At 71.8% G+C, this 22,187-nt stretch carries 23 protein-coding genes; 7 read left to right on the forward strand and 16 right to left on the reverse strand.

Translation table 11 applies throughout. From position 1 onward, the window contains the following. Positions 1–95: 95 nt before the first annotated feature. From ABD161_RS08480 to ABD161_RS08490, 3 genes are all read left to right on the forward strand, one after another. Positions 96–1,607 carry an SDR family oxidoreductase gene (locus tag ABD161_RS08480; protein WP_344001514.1) on the forward strand — a complete coding sequence of 504 codons (1,512 nt, stop codon included), beginning with the start codon at positions 96–98 and terminating at the stop codon, positions 1,605–1,607. 85 nt (positions 1,608–1,692) lie between these two features. Further along, a complete protein-coding gene (locus tag ABD161_RS08485; protein WP_344001516.1) occupies positions 1,693–3,168 on the forward strand; it encodes a threonine/serine exporter family protein in 1,476 nt (491 codons plus the stop codon). Positions 3,169–3,227: 59 nt separating this feature from the next. Continuing rightward, positions 3,228–3,863 (forward strand): UdgX family uracil-DNA binding protein, encoded by a 636-nt coding sequence (locus ABD161_RS08490; RefSeq protein ID WP_344001517.1) that lies wholly within the window; start codon positions 3,228–3,230, stop codon positions 3,861–3,863. A gap of 94 nt (positions 3,864–3,957) precedes the next feature. Here ABD161_RS08490 and ABD161_RS08495 read toward each other — a convergent pair whose 3' ends face one another. Beyond that, positions 3,958–4,362, reverse strand: a complete 405-nt coding sequence (locus ABD161_RS08495) for a VOC family protein (RefSeq protein ID WP_344001518.1) — start codon at positions 4,360–4,362, stop codon at positions 3,958–3,960. 187 nt (positions 4,363–4,549) lie between these two features. Between ABD161_RS08495 and ABD161_RS08500 the strand changes: the two genes are divergently transcribed. Beyond that, entirely contained in the window at positions 4,550–6,889 is a 2,340-nt protein-coding gene (locus tag ABD161_RS08500; RefSeq protein WP_344001519.1) for a HelD family protein, read from the forward strand. A gap of 95 nt (positions 6,890–6,984) precedes the next feature. Then, on the forward strand, positions 6,985–8,079 hold the full coding sequence (locus ABD161_RS08505; RefSeq protein WP_344001521.1) for a hypothetical protein: 1,095 nt from the start codon (positions 6,985–6,987) through the stop codon (positions 8,077–8,079). 62 nt (positions 8,080–8,141) lie between these two features. Here the strand turns inward: ABD161_RS08505 and ABD161_RS08510 are convergent, their stop codons facing one another. The 13 genes from ABD161_RS08510 to ABD161_RS08570 form a co-directional block, all read right to left on the reverse strand. After that, positions 8,142–9,806 carry a catalase gene (locus ABD161_RS08510; RefSeq protein WP_344001523.1) on the reverse strand — a complete coding sequence of 555 codons (1,665 nt, stop codon included), beginning with the start codon at positions 9,804–9,806 and terminating at the stop codon, positions 8,142–8,144. Between the two features lie 137 nt (positions 9,807–9,943). Further along, positions 9,944–10,189 carry a carbon storage regulator CsrA gene (csrA, locus tag ABD161_RS08515; protein WP_344001525.1) on the reverse strand — a complete coding sequence of 82 codons (246 nt, stop codon included), beginning with the start codon at positions 10,187–10,189 and terminating at the stop codon, positions 9,944–9,946. A 9-nt stretch (positions 10,190–10,198) separates the two neighbouring features. Then, positions 10,199–12,247, reverse strand: a complete 2,049-nt coding sequence (locus ABD161_RS08520; RefSeq protein WP_344001526.1) for a flagellar biosynthesis protein FlhA — start codon at positions 12,245–12,247, stop codon at positions 10,199–10,201. After that, a complete protein-coding gene (locus ABD161_RS08525) occupies positions 12,244–13,341 on the reverse strand; it encodes an EscU/YscU/HrcU family type III secretion system export apparatus switch protein (protein ID WP_344001527.1) in 1,098 nt (365 codons plus the stop codon). Before ABD161_RS08525 ends, ABD161_RS08520 begins: the two co-directional genes overlap by 4 nt. A gap of 1 nt (position 13,342) precedes the next feature. Beyond that, a complete protein-coding gene (locus ABD161_RS08530; RefSeq protein ID WP_344001529.1) occupies positions 13,343–14,101 on the reverse strand; it encodes a flagellar biosynthetic protein FliR in 759 nt (252 codons plus the stop codon). A gap of 1 nt (position 14,102) precedes the next feature. Next, positions 14,103–14,378, reverse strand: coding sequence for a flagellar biosynthesis protein FliQ (gene fliQ, locus ABD161_RS08535; protein WP_344001531.1), 276 nt, complete (start codon positions 14,376–14,378; stop codon positions 14,103–14,105). Next, positions 14,375–15,220, reverse strand: coding sequence for a flagellar type III secretion system pore protein FliP (gene fliP / locus ABD161_RS08540; RefSeq protein WP_344001533.1), 846 nt, complete (start codon positions 15,218–15,220; stop codon positions 14,375–14,377). Before fliP ends, fliQ begins: the two co-directional genes overlap by 4 nt. A 13-nt stretch (positions 15,221–15,233) precedes the next feature. Further along, positions 15,234–15,695, reverse strand: a complete 462-nt coding sequence (locus tag ABD161_RS08545; protein ID WP_344001535.1) for a FliO/MopB family protein — start codon at positions 15,693–15,695, stop codon at positions 15,234–15,236. Between the two features lie 49 nt (positions 15,696–15,744). Then, a complete protein-coding gene (gene fliN / locus ABD161_RS08550) occupies positions 15,745–16,404 on the reverse strand; it encodes a flagellar motor switch protein FliN (RefSeq protein ID WP_344001537.1) in 660 nt (219 codons plus the stop codon). Then, complete coding sequence (locus tag ABD161_RS08555) at positions 16,401–17,384, reverse strand: flagellar motor switch protein FliM (protein ID WP_344001538.1); 984 nt, start codon at positions 17,382–17,384, stop codon at positions 16,401–16,403. The genes fliN and ABD161_RS08555 overlap by 4 nt, the downstream gene beginning before the upstream one ends. Before the next feature lie 92 nt (positions 17,385–17,476). Further along, entirely contained in the window at positions 17,477–18,295 is an 819-nt protein-coding gene (locus ABD161_RS08560; protein WP_344001539.1) for an OmpA/MotB family protein, read from the reverse strand. Further along, on the reverse strand, positions 18,292–19,098 hold the full coding sequence (locus ABD161_RS08565; RefSeq protein WP_344001541.1) for a motility protein A: 807 nt from the start codon (positions 19,096–19,098) through the stop codon (positions 18,292–18,294). The genes ABD161_RS08560 and ABD161_RS08565 overlap by 4 nt, the downstream gene beginning before the upstream one ends. After that, on the reverse strand, positions 19,098–19,340 hold the full coding sequence (locus tag ABD161_RS08570) for a flagellar FlbD family protein (RefSeq protein ID WP_344001542.1): 243 nt from the start codon (positions 19,338–19,340) through the stop codon (positions 19,098–19,100). The genes ABD161_RS08565 and ABD161_RS08570 overlap by 1 nt, the downstream gene beginning before the upstream one ends. A 179-nt stretch (positions 19,341–19,519) precedes the next feature. Between ABD161_RS08570 and cmtR the strand changes: the two genes are divergently transcribed. Together cmtR and ABD161_RS08580 are read left to right on the forward strand one after the other, a co-directional pair. Beyond that, the gene (gene cmtR / locus ABD161_RS08575; RefSeq protein WP_344001544.1) at positions 19,520–19,882 is read left to right on the forward strand and encodes a Cd(II)/Pb(II)-sensing metalloregulatory transcriptional regulator CmtR; all 363 of its coding nucleotides are present in this window, start codon (positions 19,520–19,522) and stop codon (positions 19,880–19,882) included. Beyond that, a complete protein-coding gene (locus ABD161_RS08580; protein ID WP_344001546.1) occupies positions 19,879–20,535 on the forward strand; it encodes a cation efflux transmembrane domain-containing protein in 657 nt (218 codons plus the stop codon). Before cmtR ends, ABD161_RS08580 begins: the two co-directional genes overlap by 4 nt. A gap of 21 nt (positions 20,536–20,556) precedes the next feature. Here ABD161_RS08580 and ABD161_RS08585 read toward each other — a convergent pair whose 3' ends face one another. Further along, on the reverse strand, positions 20,557–20,976 hold the full coding sequence (locus tag ABD161_RS08585) for a hypothetical protein (protein WP_344001548.1): 420 nt from the start codon (positions 20,974–20,976) through the stop codon (positions 20,557–20,559). Between the two features lie 26 nt (positions 20,977–21,002). Continuing rightward, positions 21,003–22,163, reverse strand: coding sequence for a flagellar hook protein FlgE (locus tag ABD161_RS08590; RefSeq protein WP_344001550.1), 1,161 nt, complete (start codon positions 22,161–22,163; stop codon positions 21,003–21,005). Between the last annotated feature and the right edge of the window lie 24 nt (positions 22,164–22,187).

The raw sequence follows: 22,187 nt of genomic DNA on the forward strand, positions 1-22,187 counted from the left end.
GTCGCGCCCGTCGTCGCGGGCGTCGGGCCGTGAGCGACGCGCCCGCTCGGAGCGAGCTCAGCGCTCCGACGGGAGCTGAGGAGAATCTGCGGGCGATGCCACGCCCCGACGGGCAGGCGCCGCGCGTGCTGGTGCTGGGCGCCACGGGCTACATCGGCGGACGGCTCGTGCCGCGGCTGCTGCGCGGCGGATACCGGGTGCGCGTCCTCGTCCGCTCGAATCGGCGAGTGACGGCGCTGCCGTGGGCGAGCGACGTCGAGGTCGTGATGGGCGACGCAGGGGATCCCCGGGCGATGGATCGGGCGATGGCAGATGTCGACGTGGTCTATCACCTCGTGCACTCCATGACGAGCGGCTCCGGCTTCGCCGCCACGGACCGCGCGATCGCGCAGAACGTCGCCCGTCACGCGGACGTGCACGGCGTCGGGCGGATCGTGTACTTGGGTGGGCTGCATCCCGAGGGAGCGCCTCTGTCCGCGCATCTCGCATCGCGCAAGGAGGTCGGCGAGATCCTGCTCGCGTCAGGCGTGCCCACCCTCGTGCTGCGCGCGGGTGTGGTGATCGGATCCGGCTCAGCGTCGTTCGAGATGGTGCGCCACCTCACGGATGTGCTGCCCTACATGCCGGCGCCCAAGTGGGTACGCAACGAGATCCAGCCGATCGCCGTGCGAGACGTGCTGCACTACCTGCTGGCGACGGCACGCGTGGACCCGGCCGTCACGCGTGCCCTGGACATCGGCGGCCCTGACGTTCTGCGGTACGGCCAGATGATGAACGGCTACGCGCTCGAGGCGGGACTGCCCCAGCGGGGCATCGCGGCCCTGCCGGTGCTGACTCCGCGGCTCGCCTCGCTGTGGGTCGGCCTGGTCACGCCGGTTCCGCGGCAGATCGCACGGCCGCTTGTCGAGTCGTTGCAGCACCCGTGCATCATGCGGGACCACGAGATCGACGCGATCATCCCGCCGCCGCCCGCGGGCCTGACGGGGTACCTCGAATCGGTGCGGCTGGCGCTCGCGCGCATCGAGATCGATCAGGTGGAGACGAGCTGGGTGGACGCGACCGTGGTACGGGCGCCGAGCGACCCGCTGCCGAGCGACCCGTCCTGGGCCGGCCGAACCGTGTTCACCGACGGCCGCTCTCGCCGGACGACCGCCGACCGCGACGCCGTGTGGGCCGTGATCACGCAGATCGGCGGGACGAACGGCTGGTACTCGGCGCCCGCGCTGTGGGCCGTGCGCGGCTGGCTCGACCGCGTCAGCGGAGGTGTGGGGCTGCAGCGCGGCCGCCGCACCCGCGCGCGGCTGTCGGTGGGGGACGCGATCGACCTCTGGCGCGTCGAGGCGCTCGAGCCGGGTCGGCTGCTGCGGCTGCGCGCCGAGATGTGGACTCCCGGAAGCGCCTGGCTCGAGCTCGCGGTGGACGACGCGGCGACCGGGAGCGAATATCGGCAGCGTGCGGTGTTCTTCCCTCGCGGGCTCACCGGCCGGCTCTATTGGCTCGCGATGCTGCCGTTCCACGGCCTCATCTTCAGTGGCATGGTCAGCCGCATCGTGTCGACCGCTGAGAAGGGCGCGAACGAGCCGAAGGGCGCGACCGGCGCAGGATGAGCGCTTCCCTGCGTCCGGCGCTCTGAGCTCGGCCGCCGAGCTCCGCCGATGTGCACCCCCGGAGGTCGTCGGGGAGGATGGAGGCATGGTTCGCGAGCGTGGCTGGAGGATGTTCGAGACGGTGCGGCGGGCGATCCATGTGGATGCCTCGCAGCGCACGGCGACGGAAGCACTGCCCGTGATCGACGACGCGATGGCGGTGCGCGTGATCGACCTGGCGATGCGCGTCGCCGAGGTGATGCTTTCGGTCGGAGCCTCGGCCAAGGAGGTCGTGCTGGCTGCGCTGCGCATCACGCAGGCCTACGGGCTCGTCAGCGTGCACGTCGATGTCACCTTCAACTCGGTGACCGTCTCGGATCACCGGCACGGCGATGACTGGCCGATCACGCTGATGCGTGTGGTCCGCTCGGCGGTGCCCGACCACGCAAAGCTGCAGGCGCTCCAGGCCCTTGTGCGGGACGTCGAGGGAGGGCTGGACCTCGGCGAGGCCCGCGCGCGCTTCCACGAGATCCGGCGCACGCCGTTCCGCTATCGGCCGCTGGTGGTCGTTCTGTCGCAGGCTCTGCTCGCGGTGGGCGTCGGCATGATGTTCGGGGCGTCGTGGTCGATCCTCGCCGTCACGTTCGTCGCCGCGCTCGCCGTGGCGCTCACGCAGGCGGGGCTCGCCAGGCTGCAGGTGCCGCTCTTCTTCAGCCAGATCGCCGGGGCGTTTGTGCTCACGGCCGTGACGGTGTTGACGGCGATGCTCGCGCGAGCGGGCGTGGAGCCGTTCGTCGACGTCCGCGCCACGATCGTCGTGTCGTCGGGCATCGTGCTCATGCTCGCGGGGCTCGCGGTCGTCGGCGCGGCACAGGACGCGATCGACGGGTTCTCGCTCACCGCGGGCGGGCGCATCCTGGAGCTGACGGTCCAGACGCTGGGCGTGGTGCTGGGCATCCTCGTCGGCCTCGAGCTCGCGCGGGCGCTGAACGTCGGCATGCAGCCGCCGAGCGAGGCGTTGCCGCTGGGCCCGGTGCCCGCGCAGTTCGCGGGGGCCGTGCTGGTGGCCATCGCGGTGGCGGTCTTCAACGGCGCGGGTGCCGGGATCATCATCGTCAGCGCCGTGCTCGGGATGATCGCCTGGGCAGGCTTCGCGGTCGTGGGCGCCGCGGGCCTCGACCAGGCGCCCGCCAGCTTCGTGGGTGCCCTTGTCGCCAGCGTGATCGGCGCCTCGATCGCGCACCGCCTGCACGTGCTATCCGTCGCGGTCACGACTGCGGCGATCCTGCCGCTCGTCCCCGGTGCCGCGGTGTTCCGCGGCCTGCTGGGTCTCGTGGAGTCGGGCGGCGAGACCGAGCATCTGCTGTTCGCGACGTCGTCGCTGATCACCGCGGGGATGGTGGGCATCGCGCTCGCGGCGGGCGCGACTCTCGGGCTCTTCCTCGGGTCGCCGCTCGGCCGCACATTCGGCGGGCTGCGCGTCGGGCGCCGCACGCTCGCGCGACCGACCGCTGGGGGAGCGAACGTGGTCGTCCGGCTGCCGTTCTCCGCCGCGCGCGAGAGGGAGCGGCGCGCGCGTTAGGCAGCCCGCCGAAGTCAACCGCCTACAGCCTTCGCGGGCTCGCAACCAGCATGGAGGGCATGACCGAGGATGCGGAGCGCCCCGGCGCCGAGCACTGGGTGCCGCGCGGGGCGGACCTGGACGCACTGAGGCACGCGGCTGAGGACTGTCGGGGCTGCGAGCTGTGGCGGGACGCGACCCAGGTCGTGTTCTCGCGCGGCGCGGTGGATGCCCGGATGATGCTCGTCGGCGAGCAGCCCGGCGACCGCGAGGACCAGGAGGGCGAGCCGTTCGTGGGTCCGGCGGGGCGAGTGCTGGACGAGGCGATGGACGCCGCGGGACTGGCTGAGGACCAGATCTACCGCACGAACGCGGTCAAGCACTTCCGCTTCGAGCGGCGCGGCAAGCGCCGCATCCACGAGAAGCCCGGGGTCGCACACATCGCCGCGTGCCACCCATGGCTCGAGCAGGAGATCGCGCTCGTCCGGCCCGGCGTGATCGTCGCGCTCGGCGCGACGGCCGCGCGCGCCGTGCTGGGATCGCCCGTGAAGATCGCCGAGGTGCGCGGCATGGTGCTCGAGTCGCCGGATGGCACGCCGACCATCGTCACGACCCACCCGTCGGGAATCCTGCGGATCCGCGACGAGGGCGACCGACGTCGCGCCCGTGACGGCCTCGCCGCCGATCTGCGTCGCGCGGCCGAACTCATCGCCTGAGGACGATCAGCCCTCGGGCAACGTCCACCGTGCGATCGCGGGCGGAGGACGCCAGCGTGATCTCGAGGCGCCGGGCGGGGCCCGCGCGCTCGAGTCACTCGGCGTCGCGGGGCGGGTTGTGCATGAACTCGATGCGGATGCCGTTGTCGTCCTCGACGAACGAGGCGTAGTAGCGCTCGCTGAAGCGCGGGTAGATCTTCGGGTCGCGCACCGCGGTCCAGCCGGCAGCGAGGGCGATGTCGTGCAGGCGGTCGACCTCGGCGCGCGAGTCGACCGCGAATGCCAGGTGCTGCCATCCGACCCGCCCGTGTACGTGCGGGCCGGTGCCCTGCTCTCGCGGCGGCATCAGGATGAGCTCGGTCTCGCCGTCCTTCCACCACGACACGGAGGTGTCGGCGTCCGTGCGATCGAAGCCGAGCGCCTGCAGGATCGGATCGAACTGCGCGATACCGCGCGGGACGTCGTCGACGGTGGTTCCGAGGTGATCGAAGACCGGCATGCCGGACATTCTAGGACGAGCCCGTCGAGCGCATTCGGCGAGGACGCACCGGTCACGGCCCACATCGACGCGACGGTGAGGGAGGAGGATCGGAATCCGCGGGACTCGACGATCGGGGAGCAGTCCGGGAATCCGCCCGCATCTCCAGGATACGGGAGGGGTGGGGCCTTGCCGCAAGGCCCAGGTCATGGGGCAGAATGACGCGTTCGCCCTCGCCCTTGGAGCCGCCGCCGTGCACGCAGACAGCACCCATCCGTTCCTCCTCGCCGCCCACCCCGCCAAGGCCGATCCGGCCCTCATCCGCGACGACGTCGCCCAGTTCGCCCGCATCGCCGACAGCCTCGCGCGCCAGATCTCCGCCTTCGAGTCGCGCCTCGACGAGCAGCGTCGCGCGCCGGCGGGCCACGGTCAGGCGGCGCTCGACCGCGACCTCGAGATCCACCGCCTCACCGCCAGGCTGCGGATGCTGCGTCGCTTCGGACTCGACCTGTGCCTCGGCCGCATCGTCGGCGCGCACGGCACCCTGTACATCGGCCGCCTCGCCCTGACCGACGATGCGGGCGAGCCGCTGCTGGTCGATTGGCGTGCTCCCGCGGCCGAGCCCTTCTTCGGTGCGACCCACGCGCAGCCGATGGGGCTGACGAGCCGGCGGCGCTACCGCTGGAACGACGGCCGGATAACCGACTACTGGGACGAGGCCTTCACGCCGGAGGCGCTCGCCGCGGGGCGCGCCCTCGACGACCAGTCGGCGTTCATCGCGAGCCTCGCCGCCAGCCGCTCGCCCCGCATGCGCGACGTGCTGGGCACGATCCAGGCGGACCAGGACGCGATCATCCGGGCCGGATCGCGCGGTGCGCTCGTTGTCGACGGCGGCCCCGGCACGGGCAAGACGGTCGTCGCCCTGCATCGCGCCGCGTACCTGCTGTACGCCGACCCGCGCCTGCAGGACGGCCGCGGCGGCGTGCTCTTCGTCGGCCCCTCGCACGCGTACACGGCGTACGTCGCCGACATCCTGCCCGGCCTCGGCGAGGAGGGGGTGAGGATCACGACCCTGGCGGACCTCGTGCCGGAGGGATCGCAGGCGGTCGAGGAGACGGACCGTGACGTCGCGCGCCTGAAGGCGTCGGCGCTCGTGGTCGACGCCGTCGACGCGGCGGTGCGGCTGCGCGAGCGCCCGCCTGCTCGCGACGTGCTGGTGGACACGGCGTGGGGCGATCTCAGGATCGGCGCGAGCGACTGGGAGGAGGCGTTCGGGGCGATCGAACCTGGCGCGACGCACAACGAAGCGCGCACGCAGGCGTGGGACGCGCTTGTGCGCATCCTGGTCGATCGTGTGGGCGCGGCGCCGCGCGAGAGCGCGGAGGCGGAGGACAGCGGACCCGACGACCGCTGGGCCGACGAGGGCTGGGGGGACGCGGGCACGACGGCATGGGACGAAGAGCGCCTCGCGGAGGACGCGCCCGCGGACGAGGAGGCGTTCGACGCTTACGGGCTGGTGGGCGAGGACGGCGACGAGGCGGTGCGCGGCGCGCTCGCCGAGAGCGAGCGGCTGCGCGCGGCGTTCGACGCCGCGTGGCCCCTGCTCGATCCCGTCGCGCTCGTTCGGGCGCTCTGGACCGACCCGGTGCTGCTGCGCCGTTGCGCGCCGGGGCTCACCGCGGCCGACGTCGCCGCGCTGCAGCGCCCGGCGGATGCGCCGTGGACCCGCGCCGATCTTCCGCTGCTCGACGCGGCGCGGCTGCGTGTCGGCGACCCCGAGGCCGAGGTCCGGCGGCGACGCGCCGAGGCAGAGGCCGCGGCGGAGCGGGCGCGGATGGACGACGTCGTCGCCGATCTCATCGGGACCGATGACTCGGACCTGCGCGTGATGTCGATGCTGCGCGGGCAGGATCTGCGGGGCACCCTCGCCGTGCCGGCCGTCACCGCAGCGGCCGCTCAGCCGCTCGACGGCCCGTTCGCGCACATCGTCGTGGACGAGGCGCAGGAGCTCACCGACGCCGAATGGGGGATGCTGCTGCGCCGCAATCCCTCGCGCAGCTTCACGATCGTCGGCGACCGCGCGCAGGCCCGCCACGGATTCACGCGCTCGTGGAAGCAGCGTCTCGCGGATGCCGGGCTCCGCGACGTGAGCATCGCCGCGCTGACGGTCAACTACCGCACGCCCGAGGAGGTGATGGCCGAGGCCGAACCGGTCATCCGGCGCGCGATCCCGGATGCGAACGTGCCCACGTCCATCCGCCGCAGCGGCATCCCGGTGCGCCGCGGCACGATCGCCGAGCGCGACGCACTGCTCGCCGCATGGACGGCGGAGAACGACGAGGGCGTCGCGTGCGTGATCGGCGATCCGTCGTTCGTCGGATGGGACCGGATCCGCTCGCTCTCGCCGGCGGAGGCGAAGGGGCTCGAGTACGACCTCGTCGTGCTGGTGGATCTCGAGGGCTGGGGTGAGGGGATCGAGGCGACCGTCGACCGCTACGTGGCGATGACCCGCTCGACGCGGGAACTCGTCGTCCTCTCGGGCGTATAGCGCGCTCTCCGCCTCAGCGCAATGCCCTGTGGGGGAGCGGTTCCGCGCGAGTTCACTTGTGACACCGCAGGGTGAAACCCGAAAGGAGCACCGCCATGAGCACTCCCATGGATCGAGACGGCGTCAACCGCAGCGAGCGACCGGGCGCGGCTGACCAGCAGGCATCCCAGCACGTGCACGACGAGTCGGTGACGACGGGGCGCTCCGCGCCCGACCTCGACGCGGGCCGGGGAAGCGACGAGCCGACCCGCGCCTACGACGCGCCGCGCGTCGACGACCGCACCACCACCGGCGCCCGTCAGGGTGACGGCGCCGCAGGGCAGGATCGCGAGGTCGTGCAGCGCGACTTCGTCGACCGCGAGTACGTCGCCACCGAGCGCGGCGGGCGGGGAGCCATCGTCGGCGACCACGATCAGGACCGGGATGGACGCGATGACCGGGATGAGCGGGATCGCGACCGCGACGCTGACCGCGGCGGCCTCTTCGGACGCGACCGGGACCGGGACGGCGACGCGGACGCCGCCGACCGGGATCGCGACGGCGAGCTCCGCCGCGATCGGGACCGCGACGCGGACCGCGACGCCACCGTCGCCGCGCCGGTCGCGGGGGCTACGTCGCCCGAGGCGGCCCGTGCCGCGCGCCACGAGGTCGTCGCCCGCGAGAAGGAGGAGTTCGGCGGCATGAAGTTCGGCTCGGCCTTCTTCGGCTGGCTGTGCGCGATGGGAATGACCGTGCTGCTGACCGCGCTCGTCGCGGGCGCGGGTGCGGCACTGGGCCTCGGCGGCCAGGTCGATCCGGAGCAGGCCGCGCAGGAGAACGCGGGCACCATCGGCATCGCGGGAGCGATCGCCGTCCTCGTGATCCTCCTCGTCGCCTACTACTGCGGCGGGTACGTCGCGGGCCGGATGGCGCGCTTCAGCGGCGCCAAGCAGGGGATCGCGGTGTGGCTGTGGGCGATCATCGTCGCGATCATCGTCGCGATCATCACCGCCATCGCCGGAGCGCAGTGGAACATCCTGGCGAACGTCAACACGTTCCCGCGACTTCCGTTCAGCGAGGGCGAGCTGACGACGGCGGGCATCATCACCGCCGTGGGCGCGCTGCTCGTCAGCCTCCTCGGCGCGGTCCTCGGCGGGGTCGCCGGCATGCGCTACCACCGCAAGGTCGACCGGGCCGGCTTCGGTCGCTGAGCCGCAGGACACCGATCGGCCCCCTCCCTCGGTCGAGGGAGGGGGCCGATCCATGCGCCGGGTCAGCGTTCGACGACCACGTGCTCGTTCGGCACCACGTGCGTCATCTTCAGCCCCGTCACGTCGCGCGGGCCGTTCGCACCCAGGTTCCGCAGGCGCTCGAGCTCGGCCTCGCTGAGCGTCTGGCTCTGCAGCGGCGGCAGGTCCTTGACGTCGTCCACCCCGATGCCCAGGCCCTCGCCGACGCGCAGTCCGAGCTCGTCGTCGCACAGCAGGAAGTGCCACACCATACGCTCCTGCACGGGGCGTGCGGCCTGGCCGATGAGCTCGACGAAGTTGGCGACGAGGTCGTCCTTCTCCCACTGCTCCATCAGCTGGTAGCGCTGGCCCGCCTGCAGGTAGTCGTTCGTGCGCGGGATCCGCTTGCGGGTGAGCCGCCCCGTGATCTCCGGCCCCTGCTCGTCGTGGGTCGGGTGCTGCGCCTCGCGCAGGCCGCCCGTGATCGACGGCTCGTAGTTCACGTGGGGGTTCTGCCCCTCGCCGAGGTCCACGCCGTACGACATCTGCCCGCCGCGCTGGTTGGTCGCGGCGCGGGCGTGCTTGGGCGCGTTCACCGGCAGCTGCAGGTAGTTCGGGCCCACGCGGTAGCGCTGCGTGTCGGAGTACGAGAACGTCCGGCCGACGAGCATCTTGTCGTCCGAGAAATCGAGGCCGTCGACGAGCACGCCCGTGCCGAACGCGATCTGCTCGTTCTCGTTGTGGTGATCCGAGACGTTGCTCGTGAGCGTCATCGTGCCCACGAGCTTCGGCTCGAAGTCGTTCTCGGGCCACACCTTGGTGTCATCGAGCGGATCCCAGTCGAGCTCGGGGTGCTCGTCGTCGCTCATCAGCTGCACGTACAGGTCCCACTGCGGGTACTCGCCGCGCTCGATGTGCTCGTACAGGTCCTTCGACGCGTGCCCGAGGTCGCCCGCCTGGATGTTCGCGGCGTCGGCCTCGGTGAGGCTCGCCACGCCCGCGCGGGGGATCCAGTGGTACTTCACGAGGTGCGTCTCACCCTGCGCGTTGACCCACTTGTACGTGTTCACGCCGAAGCCCTGCATGCGGCGGTAGTTCGCGGGGATGCCCCGCGGGCTGAACAGGTTCACGAGCATGTGCATCGACTCGGGCGTCTGCGACATGAAGTCGAAGATGCGCGCGGGCTCCTGGCGGAACGTGACGGGGTCGGGCTTGAGCGAGTGGATCACGTCGGGGAACTTGATCGCGTCGCGGATGAAGAACACCGCGAGGTTGTTGCCGACCAGGTCCCAGTTGCCGTCCTCCGTGTAGAACTTCACCGCGAAGCCGCGCGGGTCGCGCGCCGCCTCGGACGAGTCCCGGCCGCCGATCACGGTCGAGAAGCGGATCGCGAGGTCGATCTTCTTCCCGGCCTCGGCGAACACCTTCGCGCGCGTGTACTTCTCGATGGGCTCGTCGCCCCACTTCCCGGTGGCCTCGAAGTGTCCGAACGCGACGGCTCCGCGGGCGTGCACCACGCGCTCGGGGATGCGTTCGCGATCGAAGTGGCTGATCTTCTCGAGGAAGTGGTAGTTCTCCAGCGTGGCGGGGCCGCGGGCCCCGACGGTGCGCTGGTTCTGGTTGTCGGAGATGGGATGGCCCTGCCGGTCGGTGAGGATCGGACGACCCTCTTCGCTCGGCTCGGGTCCCGTGGATGCGACATCGGTCATCGAACGTCCCTTCGTGACGTGGGTTCGCTGTCGCTGGCGACACTAGGCGCCCGATGTGCCGCCGTCGAGCGGGTTGGCGGAACCCGGGGCGCGCCGATAGATTGCGCCCCTCCGGGGGACGCGGGTGCGCGAGCGTGTCAGGCGTCGGGTGTGGCGCGCGGGGCGAGCGCGGCTCTCAGCGCCGCCTCGGCATCGGCGCCGGCACGGGCGGCCTGCGCGTTCTCGGCGCCGACGACCTCGACGATCTCGGCGCGCTGGATGCGCGTGGTGCGCGGCGCCTGGATGCCGATGCGGATGCTGTCGCCCTTGACGTCGAGGACGGTCACCTCGATGTCGTCGCCGATCAGCACGGTCTCGCCGATCCGCCTCGTCAACACCAGCATCAGGCAAGCCTATCCGGCAAGGGAACCGGCCGCTTCGCTGTCGCGCACCACGCCGACCGTCTCGATGGCGAAGCCGCCGGCGGTCGCCTCGTTGTACGACAGGACCGGGATGCCGTCGGTCTGCGCGGAGACCAGCCGGCGCACCGCGGGACGCAGCGTCGGCGCGCACACCAGCACCGCCTCCCCGAGCCCGGGGTCGAGCTCCTCGACCGTCTGCTTCAGGGAGCGGATCACCGCGTCGAGACGGGCGGGATCCAGCACGATGTGGGTGCCGTCCTCGCCGTGTCGCTGACCCTCGAGCATCGCCTGCTCGAGCAGCGGGTTGATCATGATCACCCGCAGCGTGCCCTGGTGGGCGAAGCGCGCGGCGATGGCCGGGCCGAGCGCGGCGCGAGCCGCCTCGATCAGGCCCTCGGGCTCGGCGGAGACCTTGGCCCGCAACGCCAGCGCCTCGTAGATGCGGGCGAGGTCGTTGATCGGGATGCGCTCGGCGAGGAGGCCGGTGAGCACGCGCTGGATCTCGGCGAGCGACAGCAGCGCGGGGGTGAGCTCCTCGACCGCGGCGGGGCTGACCTGCTTGAGCCCGTCGGTGAGCTGGCGGACGTCCTCGCGGCTGAGCAGCCGCGACGCCCCCGTCTGGACCACGTTGGACAGGTGCGTGACGATGACGCTCGCGCGGTCGATGACCGTGGCGCCGGCGAGCTCGGCGCTGTGCCGCAGCTCGTGGGCGATCCACTTGCCCTCCAGCCCGAACACCGGGTCGAGGACGGACGGGCCGGGCAGCGAGTCGAGCCCGCCGCCGAGTGCCAGGACGGTGCCGGGAGGCGCCATGCCGCGTCCGGCCTCGACCCCGGCGATCCGGATGGCGTACGTGGAGGGCGGCAGCTCGATGTTGTCGCGGGTGCGGACGGGCGGCACCAGGAACCCGAGGTCGAGCGCGATCTTCCGGCGCAGGGCCTTGACCCGCGCGAGCAGGTCGTCGGGGCCGCCGGTGACGAGATCGACGAGGTTCGGCGCGAGCAGGATCTCGAGGGCGTGCACCCGCATCCGCTCCATCAGGTCCTCGGGCTGGTCGGATGCCGGTGCCAGGGGCGCCTGGCGCTGCTCGACGTCGCGGCGCTGTTCGGCCGCCCGGAGGCGCTGGGCCGCGAGAAGGAGGGCCGCGCCGATCGCGATGAACGGGAGCATCGGCATTCCGGGGATCAGCGCCATCGCGATCGCCGCGCATCCGGCGATCGTGAGCGCGCCGCGCGACTGCATGAGCTGCGACGACGCGGCCGTGCCCATGTCGTGCTCGGCGGCCGAGCGGGTCACGATCATGCCGGTCGACACGGCCATGAGCAGCGCGGGGATCTGCGTCACAAGGCCGTCGCCCATCGTGAGGATGGCGTAGGTGTTCAGCGCCTCCTCGATCGGCATGCCGTGGGTGATCATGCCGATGCAGATGCCGCCGACGATGTTGATGATGATGATCACGAGGCCCGCGATCGCGTCACCCTTGACGAACTTCGAGGCGCCGTCCATGGCGCCGTAGAAGTCGGCCTCCGCCGCCACCTCGGCGCGGCGGGTGCGGGCCTCCGCATCGGTGATCAGCCCCGCGTTGAGGTCGGCGTCGATCGCCATCTGCTTGCCCGGCATCGCGTCGAGCGTGAAGCGCGCCCCGACCTCGGCCACGCGCTCCGCACCCTTCGTGACCACCACGAACTGGATCACGACGAGGATCAGGAACACCACCGCGCCGATGATGATCGATCCGCCCACGGCGATCGTGCCGAACGCCTCGATGACCTGACCTGCGTGCGCCTCGCCCAGGATGAGACGCGTCGAGGCGACGTTGAGGCCGAGCCGGAACAGCGTCGCCACCAGCAGCAGCGACGGGAACACCGAGAAGTCGAGCGGCCTCTTGGCGAACATCGTCGTCAGCAGGATGACAAGCGCGAACATGATGTTCAGGATGATCAGCACGTCGAGCAGCGCGGGCGGGACGGGCACCACGAGAAGCAGGATGATGCCGACGACGCCGACCGGGACGGCGAGGTTCTTCAGGAGCGTTTTCATGCGGGCCTCTGGGTCGGGGGCGGAACGGTGTGCACGCCGCGTGCCGATCCGCGGCGCTTGAGGGCGCCGACGAACACGAGCACGCGCGCGACGGCGGTGTAGAGCTCGGCGGGGATCTCCTGGCCCAGCTCGCAGGCGGCGTGCAGGGCGCGGGCGAGGGGGATGTCCCTCACCATGGGGACGCCGGCCTCGGTGGCCTTCTCACGGATCCGGTCGGCGATGATCCCCGCGCCCTTGGCGACGACGCGCGGCGCCGAGCGGCCGGGTTCGTATGACAGGGCGACGGCGACGTGCGTCGGGTTGACCATGACGACGTCGGCGCTCGCCACGGCGGCGATCATGCGGTTGCGGCTCATCGCGAGCTGCCGGGCGCGGCGCTGCGAGCGGATGAGCGGGTCGCCCTCGCTGCTCTTGCTCTCGTCCTTCACCTCGCGCTTCGTCATGCGGGTGTGCTTGGAGTTGCGGCGCATCACCACGAACACGTCCGCGATCGCGAGGGCGACGCCGACGGCGACCGCGACCTGCAGCACGGCCGCCGTCGCGCCCGCCGCCTCCGAGATCAGGTGGGCGACCGACTGTCCGCCGCTCGCGGCGAGGGCGGGAAGAAGGCTCGCGATCACGACCCACAGCGCCCCTCCGATCGCGAGGGTCTTCAGCAGCGCCTTCGCGCCCTCCCAGAGCGACTGCATCCCGAAGACGCGGCGCAGACCGGCGACGATGTCGAGCTGCTCGACGCGGGCGGTGAGCGGGCGAAGGTGGATGCCGCCCTGCGCCGCGGCGGCGAGCAGCGTCGCGAGCGCGACCGCGGCGAGGAGCGGGCCGAGCGTGGTTCCCATCGACCCCAGCCCGTCGGCCAGGATGGCGACGGCCCGCGTCGGGTCGGGGTCGTTCGCGATGGCCGTGACGGCGATCATCTGGGCGGTGCCGGCGGAAGCTCCGGCCGAGACGGCGCTCGTCGCCATGGCGCCGGCCGCGGCGATCCCCACCCACGCGGTGAGGTCCTGGCTGCGGGAGAGGCGCCCCTTGCGGCGCGCCTCGCGGAGCTTCCGGTCGGTGGCCTTCTCTGTGCGCTCGCCGCTGTCGGTCTCCGCCACGTCACCTCACCCCCCGCATGAGGCCGAGCGCCTCGCCGGAGAGGGCGGCGACGATGCCCGGCAGGGTGACGAACACAACTCCCGCGAGGACGAGCGTCAGCGCGATCTTGAGCGGGAAGCCCAGCGCGAACGCGTTCAGCGCGGGGGCGACGCGGGTGACGAGACCGAGCCCCACGTCGGCGAGGAACAGCACGATCACGAGCGGACCGGCGATCTGCACAGACGCCAGCAGCAGCTGGCCGACCACATCGGTCAGCAGCTCGGCGGGGCCGGCGATGTCGAGCACGCCGTCGACCGGCACGGCCGTGAAGCTGCGCGCGAGCCCCGCGATGATCAGCTGGTAGCCGTCGGAGGCGAACAGCAGCACGATGGCGGTCAGCTGGAACAGTCGCGTGAACTGCGCGCCGTTGACCATGGACTGCGGATCGAAGGCCTGCGCGAGCTGGAAGCCGCCGAACACGTCGATCAGGTTGCCCGCCGCCTGCACCGCCGAGAAGACGGCGAGCACGAGGAAGCCGAGCAGTGCGCCCGTGATCACCTGCAGCACGAGAGCACCGAGGAACGGCGCCGTGTCGAGGCTCTCGTAGCCGGGGGCGACCGCGGTGCCGATCGCGAGGGACAGGCCGATGCCGAGCATCGCCTTCACCCGGGCGGGGATCGCGCCGTGTGAGAACGGCGGCGCGATCATCAGGAACGCGGTGATCCGCACGGCGGCCATCATGGTCGCCTCCAGCCACGCGAAGTCGATGGCGAGGTGCACATCATCCTCCCGACAGCAGCGACGGGATGCGGGCGAACATGTCGTTCGTGAAGGCGATGATCTCGGCGATCATCCAGTTGCCGCACACGAGCAGCGCGATGCCGACCGCGACGGCCTTGGGGACGAACGAGAGGGTGACCTCCTGCACCTGCGTGATCGACTGCAGGAGCGAGATCGCGAATCCGACGACGAGCGCCGTGATCAGCAGCGGTGCGGCGAGCTTGGCGGCGACGATCAGGCCCTGCATGCCGATGTCGAGCACCGCCTCGGGCGTCATCCGCCGCCTCCCGCGTACGACTCCAGCAGCGAGCGGATGATCAGTCCCCACCCGTCGACCAGGATGAACAGCAGGATCTTGAAGGGGAGCGAGATCATCACCGGCGGCAGCATCATCATTCCCATCGCCATCAGCGCGGAGGCGACGACGAGGTCGATGATCAGGAACGGGACGAAGATGACGAAGCCGATGATGAACGCTGCGCGCAGCTCCGAGATCATGAACGCCGGGATCACCGTGTACATCGGCGCGCTCGCCGCGTCCTCGGGGTTCGGCTGGGACGACGCCCTTGTCATCAGCGCGAGGTCCTCCTCGCGCGTGTAGGTGAGCATCCACTCGCGCAGGGGTGTCTGGGCGAGGTCGAACGCCTGCTGGAAGGTGATCGCGCCCTCGACGTAGGGCTGTACGGCGACCTGATTCACGTCGGTCAGCACGGGCCACATGATGAACAGCGACAGGAACAGCGCGAGGCCGGCGAGCACCTGGTTCGGCGGGATCGACGGCAGTGACAGGGCGTTCCTCGCCATCGCCAGCACCACGAAGATCTTCGTGAACGACGACATCATCAGCAGCAGCGCCGGGGCGACCGACAGCAGGGTGATGCCGAGCAGAGTGAGGATCGAGGCCGAGGGCGTGCCGTTGACGCCGTTGATCTCGACCGTGACGCCCTCGGCGGGCGCCTCGGCCGGCGGGACGGGCGGCGTCGGTTCCACGGGCGGCACGGGCGCCGCATGGGCGATCGCCGGCGACAGGATCATCAGGGTCACGCCCACCAGCGCGGCGACGGCGAGGACGGCGGCGACGCGCGCGAACCAGTGCGCGAGGCGGGTGCGCCCGGTCATCCTGCGGGATCTCTCATCGGCCGCGGCGCAGTGCCTGCGCCGTCTGACGCCACGTCGCGGGAGACAGGATGGAGCCCTGCAGCGGGTCTGCCGCGGCCTCCGCGCGGGGACGCCGGTCGCGGCGCAGCGGTGCGGTCTCGGGATCCGCGGCCCGCTCGGGCTGCGGCACGCGCTCGGCCTCCGGCGCGCGGGAGGCGGTCTCGGCGAGCAGGCGCTCGAACTCGCTGACGACGTCCGTCGCCTCCTCCGGTGAGGGATCGGCGAGGGGCTCCGGGGAGCGGGTTCGGTCGATGACAGAGACGCCCTGCTCGGTCACTCCGAGCACGTAGCGGGTCTGCTCGACCTCGACCACAACGAGCTGCGCCTTGCCGCCGAGCCCCTGGCGCGAGAGCACAGTGATGGCCTTGTCGCGGCGCGGCCTGCCGATCCCGCCGCGCGTGAGGCGGCGCTGCAGGAACCAGAGCGCGCCGAGCACCGCCGCGAGCGAGACCGCGACGCGCAGGGCAAGCAGCAGATCGTCCAGCTCAGACCCCGGTGTTCTCGAGGATCCGCGTGATGCGCACCGCGTAGTCCTGGTCGACGACGACGATCTCACCGTGCGCGATGAGGCGGCCGTTGAGCTTGATGTCCGCCGGCGCACCGGCCGAGCGGTCGAGCTCGACGACCCGGCCCGGCGTGAGGTCGAGCACGTCGCGAACGGCCATCCGCGTGCGTCCGATCTCGACGGTGAGGTCCATCTCGATGCCGGCGATCCGCTGCAGACGGCGCGACGATAGCGAGCCCGTGTCGGGGGCGCTGCGCGTGACGCGCACCGCGAGGCGCCCGATCGCGCGCCCCGTCTCATCCTGCAGGTCGAAGATCTGCGCCTGCGGGTGCGAGAACAGCGCCGACGCGTCGCCGACGGTCGCCTCGCTGAGCACGCCGGGCCCGAGCGTCGCCGCCGCGGCGTCGATCGCGTCGTGCAGGCGGTCGCTCAGCGACGCGGTGGGGACGCCGTCCGACAGAGCGCCGGGATCGAGGATGAGCGCCGCCAGCTCGGCGCTCGTCTCGCCCACGTAGCGGGCGATGACGGCGTCGCCGGTGTCACCCGAGGCGTGCGACGCGCGGGCGCTGATCTCGGCGGTCGTCGGCATCCGGGACGCGAAGGCCGCGGCGACGGCGGACTCGTGGGCGGTGATGGTCACCGGGGCTCCTCTGAGACGGGGTGGGCTGCGCCGGGCCGCATCGACGGCTCGGCAGGCGCGGGGAGGGAGGTGATGACGCACGCGAGGCGCGCGCCGCTGGTGCCGACGGCCGCCGCGGCGACGGGCACGTTGCCCGCCACGAGCTCGAGGGGCCGGTCGTGGGCGTGCGGCAGCCTGATGAGGTCGCCGACGGCGAGCCCCAGCACCTCGGCGGGGTGGACGGGCCGGGCCACGAGGCGCAGGGCGAGCTCGATCGGGGTGTCCTCGACCTGGCGGCGGATGCGCGCCGGCGCGGTGTCCGCGGATTCGACGGGGCGGGTGCTCTCGAGGCGCTCGAGCACGGGGCCGGCGGGAAGCATAACGCTCGCGGCGGACACGCGGTCTCCGGTGCGCAGCGAGAAGCGGGCGGCGATCACGAGGTCGCCGGCGGAGGCGAGCTGGGCGAACTGGGGGCTGTACTGGATGCCGGCAACGGTCAGCCCGCGCGGGAACATGCCGCCGAGCGCGTGCGAGAGGTTGTCGAGCACGTCCGACATGACGTGCCGGATGAGCGCCTGCTCGATCGGCGTGAGCGGTCGCTCGTCCGTCGCATCGACCGGACGTCCGCCGACGAGCTGGATGATCCACGACAGGGCGGCGGACAGCGGGAACTGCACGATCGCGCGCTGCTCCGTGGCGGGCACGGCACACACCACGATGGCCGTCATCGACGGCAGGGAGCCCGCGTACTCGCCGTACGTGTGCATGCTCACGCTCTCGAGACCGACCTGCGCGCGGATCCGGATCTTGTCCGTCAGCTGCGTCGCCCACTGCCGTGCGAACGCCTCGAACGCGACCTCGAGCGAGCGCGCGTGCTCGCGAGCGAGGGTCGCGGGCCGGCCGAAGTCGTAGACCTCGACCTCGGACGCGTCGATCGCGCGCGAGGGCACGGCGGAGCCACTCGTCGCCACGGCGGCCATCGCGTGCTCCTCGATCGTCACGAACCCGACTATCGGGCGACGGAGGGCACGCGTAAGGCGGCCGTGGCAGATCCGGTTCGCGCGCGCTCGCGCGGGAGGGGGTGACGAACCGGTCAGGAGTGCTCGTCGGCGACGAGCTCGGGGAGCAGGGCGCGCACCTCCTCATCCGCGTCGGAGAGGACCACGATGTCGACGCGCCGGTTGCGGGCGAGGGCGTCCGGGTCGTCGCCCTCGGCGATCGGCCGCATGGAGCCGAAGCCGACGGCCTGCACGTGATCGCCCGCGAGGCCGCCGGCCTCGACGAGGTGACGCAGCACCTGGGTGGCGCGCCCGGAGGACAGCTCCCAGTTGGTGGGGAACGGAGCCCCGGGGTCGCGGCGATCGGCGTGGCCCTCCACCGAGATCTCGTTCGGGGCATCGGCGAGGGTCGGGGTGAGCGCGTCGAGCACGGCGACCGCCTTGCCGCTCAGCTCGACGCTGTTGGTGGCGAAGAACGTCTCGGCGCCGATCAGGCCGATGGTGAGGCCGCGGTCGTCGATCGTGAACTCGGCGGTGCCGGCGAGGCCGCCCTCCTCGAGTGCCGCCTTCAGGCGATCCCGCAGCGCCTCGAGGTCGTCGAGTTCCGCGCGCGCCGCGGTCAGATTCACGTCGGCGGCGTGCCCGGCGTCCTCCGCACGCAGCTCGGGCGGCAGCACGAGGCCCGACAGGTCGACGTCGTCGCTCGGCTCCTGCCCGAAGCCCGTCGCGAGCGAGTCGCGCAGCGCGTCGAACTTCTGCTGGTCGACGCTCGACATGGCGAACAGCACGATGAACAGGCACATCAGCACCGTCACCATGTCGAGGTACGACGCCATCCAGCGCTCGTCGGGCCCGTCGTGACCACCCGAGGAGTGCTCCGCCGCGTGACGCCGTCCGCCGCGGCGGACGCTCATGCGTCCACCGTCTCCGGGGCGGGGGCGCTCTCGCGCTTGGCGGCGCCCTTGCCGGCCGACCGATCGGAGACCAGGGCCTGCAGGCGCTCGCCCACATGGTGCGGCGGGCTTCCGGCCTGCACCGCCAGCATCCCCTCCATGACCAGCGTCATCCGCTCGAGCTCGAGCTCGGCAAGGCGCTGCAGCCGGTTGCCGATCGGCAGCCACATGAAGTTCGCCGACAGCAGGCCCCACAGGGTGGCGACGAACGCACTGGCGATCATCGGGCCGAGCGTGTCGGGGGTGTCGAGCTGCTCGAGCACGTGCGTGAGCGAGACGACGGTGCCGATGATGCCGACCGTGGGGGCGTAGCCGCCCAGCGTCGCGAAGAACTTCGAGGCGGTCCGGTTGCGCGCGGCGGCGGAGGAGATCTCGTCCTCCAGGACCATCCGCAGCTCCTCGGCGTCGGTGCCGTCCGCGATGCTCTGCAGCGCCTGGCGCACGAACGGGTCGTCGGCGTCGGGTGCGAGCTGCTCGAGCGACAGCAGGCCCTCGGCGCGGGCCTTCTCGGCGTAGCCGACGATCTGCTCGATCACGGCGGAGGCCGTGCGGCGGTCGCCGCGCAGCGCGCGGGGAAGCGCCTTCACGGCGCTCAGGGCGTCGCGCATCGTGGCGCTCGCGATGCCCACCGCGATGGTGCCGCCGAACACGAGGATCATCGGTGCGGGAAGGAAGAGCGCGCCGAGGCTCGCGTGCTCGAGCGTGATCATCGCGTACAGCGAGCCGAACGCGAGGACGATGCCGATCAGGAATGCGGGATCCATCAGCCGCTCACCTCCGAGAGTCCTGCCGCGGCGGTGCCGGCCGCGCGGACATCCGCCGCCGTCGCGAGGATGCGCGCGCGGTAGGCGCCGATGCGGTCGATCACCTCGTCCATCGACTCCAGGACGATGAACGTCGCGCCGTCGACGAGGACGAGCGTCGTGTCGGGCGACGCATGGATGCGCTCGATGAGGTCAGGGTTCACTGCGAACCGAGTGCGGTTCAGGCGCGTGACGACGATCATGAGCTCCATCCTGGAGAGTGCGCGCACCCCGTCCTGGGGTGCGGTGCGGACGGCCCGTCCTGGTCCGTCAGAGGTCACTGTCGGCCGGTCGGCGGAGCGCGTTAGACGTGGCCCGGCGCTCGCGCCGTGCGCGAACCGCGGAGTCGTGGTCTGGTCAGCGTTTGATGTATAGTCAGCGCATGCTGACCATTGCCTCATGCGTCGACGTCATGCACCGGCTGGGACGGGCGATGGCCGACCCCACCCGTGCCCGCATCCTGCTCGCGCTGCTCGATGCGCCGGGATACCCCGCGCAGCTCGCGGCCGACCTCGACCTGTCGCGCACGAACGTGTCGAACCACCTGTCCTGTCTGCGCGGCTGCGGGATCATCGCCGCCGAGCCGGAGGGACGGCGGACCCGGTACGAGATCGCCGACCCGCACCTGAAGGCGGCGCTGACGGCCGTCATCGACGTGACGCTCGCGGTGCGCGACGACGTCGCGTGCGCGGATCCGGCGTGCGCCGTGCCCGGCTGCTGCGGCGCGGCGGGAAGCGCCGCATGACCGCCGCGCTCACCGACCAGCGGCGCGCCGCGCTGCACCGGAGGGTGCGGTTCATCGTCTTCTTCACGATCGCCTGGAACATCGTCGAGGCGGCCGTCGCGCTCACCGCGGGGGCGATCGCGTCCTCTGCGGCGCTCATCGGCTTCGGCCTCGACTCGGTGATCGAGGTCGCTTCGGCGGCGGTGATCGCGTGGCAGTTCACCCGCCGCGATCCGGAACGCTGGGAGCGACCCGCCGTGCGGATCATCGGCGCCGCGTTCTTCGCCCTCGCCGCCTACGTCACGGTCGATGCCATCCTCGCGCTCAGCGGCATCCGCGAACCCGACCACAGCCCGCTCGGCATCGGGATCGCCGTGGCCAGCCTCGTCGTGATGCCGGGGCTCGCGTGGCTCGAGTTCCGCACCGGGCGCGAGCTCGGTTCACGCAGTGTGCAGGCGGATGCCACTCAGCTCTTGCTGTGCATCTACCTGTCGGGCACGGTCCTCATCGGCCTGCTGCTGAACGCGCTGTTCGGATGGGTGTGGGCCGATTCGGTCGCCGCCCTCGTCGTCGCGGTCCTCGCCATCCGCGAGGGCGTCGAGGCGTGGCGCGGCGACCTCGAGTCGCCCTTCGAGGTGCTCGAGGACCTGAGCCGGGAGGACGAGACCGACTGACCCGGGCGCCCACGCCGGGCGTCAGCCGAGGACCGTCGACCAGGCGACGTCGACGACGCACAGCTCGTCATCCGTCTCCCGGTAGAACACGTCGCCCGGGTGCTCCGAGCCGGGTGCCACCCTCTCGTCAGGCAGGGACAGGCTGATGATCCAGGACGGCTCGAGCGGCGCCTGATCCGCCCAGAACTCGGCGTGGAAGCCCTCGGGCTCCTCCGCCGACATCCCGGCCCAGTCCTCCGGTTCGCGGAGCTCGGGGTGGTGGCCGTCGCACACGACCGACGCGCCGTCGCCTGCCGCGGCCGCATCGATGAACCGCTCGGTCGTGCGGATGACCGCGGCGCCGTCCGCGCCCCAGACGACGTGATCGACCACCGCGCAGCCCGAGACCACGAGAGCGAGGGCCGTCACACCCACGACGGCGGTCGCTCTCGTGCGTCTCATGCCGCGAGCCTATGGGGCGCGATGCGTCAGCGCTTCAGGTTGGTGAGCTCCTGGAGCACCTCGTCGCTCGTGGTGATGATGCGCGCGTTCGCCTGGAACCCGCGCTGGGCGACGATGAGGTTCGTGAACTCCTGGGACAGGTCGACGTTCGACATCTCGAGCGCGCCGCTGATGAGCTTGCCCATGCCGTCGACGCCGGCCTCGCCGATCGCCGCCTGACCCGAGTTGACGGTCGGACGGTACTGCGACGATCCGGCCTTCTCGAGGCCCGCGGGGTTGACGAAGGTGGCGAGCGCGACGCGCGCGAGCACCTGGGTCTCGCCGTTGCTGAAGGTCCCCACGAGGCTGCCGTCCTCCGAGAGCGCGTACGACTGCAGGGTGCCGGCCTCCCGGCCGTCCTGCTCGGTGATCGCCACCGTGGACAGCTCGGCGTAGCCGGTCAGGGCCGACAGGTCGATCGTGATCGGACCCGCGGCCAGCGTGCCGCCGGCGGTGAGCTCACCGTCGGTGAACGCGAGGTCCGTCGTGGCGCCGCCGTCGGTGGCGACGCTCCAGCCGCCGGCCGTGCGCGTGAACGTCAGTGCGAGCGTGTCGGCCGTCCCCTCGGCGTCGTACACCGTGACGTCGCGCACGATCTCCGACCCGAGCGCGGCGTCGGAGGGGAGGTTGCCGGTCACGCGCGCGGAGGACGTCGCGACCGCGCCGGAGACCGCGCCGACGGGCAGCGTGATGTTGCCGGTGCCCGCGCCCGGCGCGATGACGCCGTCCTGGGCGGTCCAGCCCTGCACGAAGCCGCCGTCGGAGGTGATCATCCGGCCCTCCGCGTCGAACGAGAACGCGCCGTTGCGGGTGTAGCCGGTCTCGGCGCCCGAGCGGACGACGAAGAAGCCGTCGCCGGCGATCATCAGGTGCGTCGGCACGCCGGTGGACTGGGCGGCGCCCTGCGCGAAGTTCGTCGAGATCGCCGCGACCTGCACGCCGAGGCCCACCTGGGCGGGGTTGCTGCCGCCGGCGTCATCCTGCGGCAGCGTGGAGTTGCGGACAAGCTGCGACAGGGTGTCCTGGAACTCGACCGACGAGCCCTTGAAGGCCGTGGTGTTGACGTTGGCGATGTTGTTGCCGGTGACGTCGAGCATCGTCTGGTGCGAGCGGAGACCCGAGATGCCGGAGTAGAGAGCGCGGAGCATGGCTGGCTTCTTTCGTGTGGGGGA

The sequence above is a fragment of the Microbacterium paludicola genome (genome assembly GCF_039529675.1).
Taxonomy (GTDB): Bacteria; Actinomycetota; Actinomycetes; order Actinomycetales; family Microbacteriaceae; genus Microbacterium; species Microbacterium paludicola.